Origin of the sequence: Paracoccus sp. FO-3, assembly GCF_006386455.1 — a bacterium.
GTDB lineage: Bacteria > Pseudomonadota > Alphaproteobacteria > Rhodobacterales > Rhodobacteraceae > Paracoccus > Paracoccus versutus.
The window spans coordinates 1-5,665 of sequence record NZ_VCBQ01000176.1; the positions used below are offsets into that span (position 1 = coordinate 1).

The window sequence follows — 5,665 nt, forward strand, 5'->3', positions numbered from 1 at the left end:
GCTGGTCGGCGGTGGGCGCGGACGGCGTGCCGCTGGCCGCCGCCGCGCTGCCCGCGCGCTTCGCCGCGCTTGGCGCGATCCTGGCCGCGGGACCTTCCGACCTGGCGCTGTCGCTGCGCTTCGAATCCGGCCTGAACGGCGCGGTCATGACCCCGGCCGAGGTCGCCTTTACCGCCTATGACGGCAGCGCGGCGCTGATCCACCTGCCCGAACTCGTCGCCTCGCAGACGGCCGAGACGGCGCCGGACGGCAGCGCCTTCTGGCCGCGCGGCCCGCTGCTGGCCCGGCACAGCCTGGCGGTCCAGGTCGGCGCGGACGGCTCGACCTGGCTTGCGGGGACGACGACGCCGATGCGGCGCAGCCTGGGCGATGCCGCGCCCCTGCCCGGCCCGGTCCCGATCCGGCGGCGCGAGGCGGGCTGGCGCCGGCTGTGTCCGTGGCAAAGCGAATCCGGCCCCGACGTGCTGGAACCGGCCCGGCCGGGGCGGCTGGACATCGACCCGCGCTTCGGGCTTTTCGCGATGAACGCGGGCGACGGCATCGTGCCGCATCCGCCCGCCGCCGGCATCGCCGAGCCGGGCCCGGTGACGGTGGACCTGCAAGAGGGCGCGACCATGCCCATGGGCGCCCTGCCCGTCGACCACCGCCGCTGGCTGGGCCTGCGCCCGGCGCCGACGCGGCTGGTCTCGGCCTCGGGGCATCTTGGCAGCGGCGCCTCGCCGGATCTGCTGGGCCTGCCGCTGCACCGCACGGTCGCGGCAGCGCTGGCGGCGGCAGGCGCGGGCCAGCCCGAGGAGATCATCGAGATCGTCGATTCCGGCTTCTACCCGGCCGAGGCGCTGGCCTGGCCCGCCGGCCCCGCCCGGCTGGAACTGCGCGCCGCGCCCTTCGAGCGGCCGGTGATCCAGGTCGCCTCTTCGGCACCGGGCGCGGCCAGCTATGACAGCCTGGCGCTTGGCGGCATCGCCCTGACCCGCGCGGGCGCGGGCGGCATGACGCTGGAGCTGCCCCCGGCGCAGCAGGTCTTCCTGGGCTTCCTGGGCGTGCTGCGCGCCGACATCACCCTGCGGCTGCGCCTGCTCGAGGCCGCGGGGGTCGAGCGCGCGACGATCCGGCGCTGCATCCTCGGGCCGCTGCTGGTCGATGAACCGGGCGAGATCGACATCGCCGATTCCCTCCTCGCCGCGGCCGAGGACATCCAGCCGGCGCTGACCGCGCCGCTGGCACGGCTGGCCAGCGAACGCGCCACCCTGCTGGGCCGGATCGAGGTGGGCCAGGCCGAGCTTTCCGACACCATCGTCGCCGGGCTCCTGCTGGCGCATGAACGCTTTCGCGGCTGCCTGCGCTATTCGCTGGTCGGCCCCGGCAGCCAGACGCCGCGCCGCCACCGCGTGCTGGAAACCGACCCCGCGACGGGCCAGCCGATCCGCCCGCCCTTCGAAAGCCGCGAGCGCCGCGACCCGGCATTCCTGCGGCTGGATGCACGGGGCGACGGGCGGGTGCTGACCGGCGCTTCGGACGGGGGCGAGATCGGCGCCTTCAACGCCGCAAGGCTGGGCGAGCTTTACGCCGGGCTGGAGCGGCGCCTGGCCGAGCATACGCCGGCCGGGCTGGGAACGGGAATCGTGGCGCGGGCCTGACAGGGCCCCGCCGGACGGGAACGACAGGGAGGACAGGCCATGGAAGGGGATTTTTCGCGCGGACACCGGCCTGACGCCAAGCGCGGGCGCAGCTATCGGCGCGTGCTGCCGCGGCAGGGCGCACCGATCCTCGACAGCGACCTGCATGCGCTGATGGACGCCGGCGACCGCATCGACCGGCAGGGGCTGGCGCATGTCGCCTGCGAAAGCGGCTCGACCGACCTGGGGTTCTTCGTCACGCCGGGGCGGCTTCTGGCGATGTTCGACCCGGTCCTGGGGCAACAGCCGCAGGCGGCGGGCGGCGCCAGTGCGACGCGGGACTTTTCGCGCAAGTATCTGGACCGGCTGCCGGGGCTTCAGCTTGGCGGCGGGGCGGGAACCGTCGCCGTGCCGCTGCGCAGCCCGCTGGCCGCGCCGACGCCCTGCCGGGTCTGGATGCGCGCCGACCAGCCGGCGACGGTGGCGGTCGCGGGCACCGTGCTCAACATCCCGGCGGCCGGCAGCTACGCCCCCTTCGCCGTCACGCTGAACGGGGCGCAGGCCGTCTTCGCCCCCGGCGCGCAGCCCTGCTGGGTCGCCCTGATCGAAACCGAGGCCCCCGCCGCCGCCGCGGCCGTGCTGCATTGGTGCGCAGGCGGCTTCCAGATCGGCGGGCTGCTGGCCGATGCCCGCGAGGCCGCCTGGCCGGACCTGACCGGACCCGCGGCGGACCAGCTGCGCGCCGCCTCGGCCGGGGCGCCGGGCTCGCGCGTCGCGGCCTATCTGGAACTGGCCGAGCGCGTCGTCACCGCCGTCGAGGATCCCGGCCTGCGCGAACAGGCGCTTGGCCCCGGCCGCGAGACGACCAGCCGCTCCGAGGTGGTGGCCCAGGTCAAGCTGGCCCCCGTCACGGGGCTGAGCGATCCCGCGGCCATCGCCGCCGCCTTCGACCGCCTGACCCTGCCCACGGGCAGCGTCACCTTCGGCACCAGCGCCGGCACCGCCGCCGCCGATCCCTGCGACCTGCCGGTGCCGGGCGGCTACAGCGGCACGGAAAACCGCCTGTATCGGCTGGTCGTCCATGAGGTCACGACTGGCGGCGGCGCGGTCACGCGGTTCAAGTGGTCGCGCGACAATGCGGCGGGGCTGTGGCCCTGCACCCTGATGCCCGACCAGCCGCCCGGCGCGGCCGTCACCCATGTCCGCGTCGGCGCGAACGATCCCTTGCGCGCGGGCGACCTGGTCGAGCTGACCTCGGACGCGATCGAGCGCGGCGACGCCGCCCCCGGCGCGGTCAATGCCGCGGGCTTCCTGCGCCCGCGCCGGATGCAGGGGATGCTGTTCCGGCTGGACGGCGGCGATGTCGTCGCCGGCTCGCTGCGCGAGTTCCGGCTGCTGGACCCGCTGACCGAAACCCCGGCACCGCCCTTCAGCCCCGCGCCCCTGGGCAGCGACGGGCTCAAGCTGCGGCTGTGGTCGGGCCTCCTGGAACGGCCCGGCACCGGCGCGGCCACGCTGACGCTGGAACACGGGCTGATCGCCGAGGTCGCCGGCGCCTTCGAGCCCGGCGACTGGTGGCAGGCCGAGGCCCGCGTGCTGGCGCCCCAGGCCAACGGCCCCGCCGTCACCACCGCCCACGGCCCCGAGCGGCAGTTCGCGCCGCTGGCGCTGCTGGAGCGGGGCGCGGCGGCGACGCCGATGATCCTGCGCGCATGGCTGGACAGGCGCAGCCGCAAGCTGTGCCGGCAAGAGGCCGATTTCACCGGCTACGACGGCGCCCGCGTCGGCACAGAGGCCGATACCGTGCAAGAGGCGCTGGACGAACTGTTCCTGCGCCTGTCGGACGGCTGCGGCGAGATCGCGGTGCCGCCGGGGGCCTCGGTCCAGGCGGTGATCGACACCATTCCCCCGGACGGCAACGCCCGCATCTGCCTGAATGCCGGCGTGCGCGACCTGGCCGCGACCATCGTCGTCGCCGACAAGGGCGACCTGATCGTCGGCGGCATCGGGCCGGGCACGATCCTGCGCGGCAACCTGCGACGCATCATCCGCTTCGAGCGCTGCCGCTCGGTCGACCTGCGCGACTTCGCGGCCGAGGCGCTGGCGGCGGGCGACGGCGCAGTCATCGACTTCGTCGATTGCGGCGAGGTGCGGCTGGACCAGATCCGCGTCACCGCGGCCGGCCTTGCCGCACCCGGCCCCGCAGCCGTGCGGCAGGTGTCGGGGCCGGCCCGCCCGACCCGCCGCTTCGCCATGCGCCGCTGCACGCTGAGCCTGGGGCAGTTCGACAGCGGCGTCACCGCCGCCGATCCCGGCCATGCCGAGATCGAGGACAACGTCATCGCCATCCGCCCCGATCCGCTGAACCTTGCCGCCGAACTCGCCGCCGGGGGCGAGACCCTGCGCGCGGTCGGCGAGGTGCTGCTGGACCGCATCACCCTGCATGACGGCGACGGCGGCTTCGACTTCGTCGGCGGGCCGGTCTTCGCCTTTGCCCCGCCGCCGGGCCCGCCCGTGGTGGCGCGGCACGGCATCGCCATGGCGAACGGCATGTGGGGCCGCGACACGCTGAGCTTCTCCACCCATGCGACGCTGGGGAGCGAGCTGTGGGAGCGGGTCGCGGAAACCAACCAGCCCCCCGGCGGCGCCAGCCACCCGCCCGAGATCATGGACGATTTCCTGCGCGACTTTCGCCGCGACCTGGCGCGCGCGGTCTTCGGCCTGGGCTCTTCGGCCACCATCCCGGCCGGGATGGGGCCGCTGTTCCAGCCCCTGCGCGACGGGCTGACCGCCACGAACGGGCTGGTCCACGGCCGGACCGGCATCACCGTCGCCGCCTCTCGCGGGCCGGCGCGCGGCAAGACGCTGGCCCGCCCGGTCGCCGCGCTGCTGGCCCTGCCGGGCCAGGGCGCGCGCATCCGCGGCAACCAGGTTTCGGGCTTCGCCCAGGGGATCCGCGTCGCCGGCTCTTCGGGCCGGTCGCGGTCGAACTTCATTTTCCTGCGCTCGGTCGAGGTGCAGGACAACCGCATCGACCTGCGCCTGCCCTGGCAGGCCCGCCAGCGCGGCGGCATCTGGATCGGCAGCACCCTGTCGGCGCGGATCAACGGCAACCAGGCCATCGACGCCGGCTATGTGCCACTGGCGGATGGCGAGCAGCCGATCGGGCTGGATTGCGACGGCATCCGCCTGTGGGGCTGGTTCGGGCCGCTGGTCGAGGTCAGGGGCAATTTCTGCCACGGCCCCTCGGTCGGGATACGCTGGGTCAGCCTTGGCAATGACGAGCCAAGCTGGGGCCGCCCCGACGTCTTCATCGGCGCCTTTGCCGACAACGCCTATTCGGGGATGGGCAGTCCCAGCCTGCCTGCGACCCTGCCCTGAGGCGGAGAATTGCTTTGGAGCGGACCTGCGGAAATGCTAGGCTGAAGGGGATCTCGAACCGGGAAACTGCGTTCGAGTCGTCTGGTCGGCGGATGCCGAAGGGTTCAAGTCCCTGGGAGTGGACCTTGCTACGGCTTGGTCCACTTCCTCTTTCCGGCGTGCCCCGCAAGGCGGGAGGCCCAGGATGAAGGCCAGGTCCGGCCCCGTTTCGACCCGTTCGGCCGACGCCTCGCGCAGCCCGGCGGCGCCTGCCCCGGCCCCCGCCCCGGTTTCGGCCCCGGTTTCGGCCTCGACCAGCCACGACAACGCCCGGCAGCCGCTGAACCTGCTGCAGCGCAGCCTTGTCGGCGGCGCGGCGCTGCCCGCCAGCCTGCGGGCCCGGATGGAAACGGGCTTCGGCGCCTCGTTTTCCGATGTGCGCATCCATACCGGCGGGGCGGCGGCGCAGGCGACGGGACGGGCGCGGGCCCAGGCGCTGACCTCGGGCAGCGACATCGCCTTTGCGCCGGGCCGCTATCGGCCGGGCTCGACGGCGGGCGACAGCCTGATCGCGCATGAACTGGCCCATGTCGTGCAGCAGCGCCGCTCGGGCGGCGGCGGCGCGGTGCAGGCGAAAGCGCTGGTCTCGAATCCCGGCGATGCGGCCGAAACCGCCGCCGACACGG

At 74.6% G+C, this 5,665-nt stretch carries 2 protein-coding genes and 1 pseudogene; all 3 read left to right on the forward strand.

Annotated features, from left to right (window positions below; genetic code table 11):
* Window positions 1-1,640: pseudogene (locus tag FE811_RS27715) on the forward strand (hypothetical protein); the annotation flags it as partial.
* A 39-nt stretch (window positions 1,641-1,679) separates the two neighbouring features.
* Window positions 1,680-5,000, forward strand: coding sequence for a hypothetical protein (locus tag FE811_RS25495; protein ID WP_140849306.1), 3,321 nt, complete (start codon window positions 1,680-1,682; stop codon window positions 4,998-5,000).
* Between the two features lie 184 nt (window positions 5,001-5,184).
* On the forward strand, window positions 5,185-5,665 hold a 481-nt coding region (locus FE811_RS25500; RefSeq protein ID WP_140849308.1), incomplete at its 3' end, for a DUF4157 domain-containing protein.

Bases quoted from the DNA above. Each gene is read 5' to 3' on its own strand.
- FE811_RS25495 (WP_140849306.1), top strand. From the start codon at position 1,680: ATGGAAGGGGATTTTTCGCGCGGACACCGGCCTGACGCCAAGCGCGGG.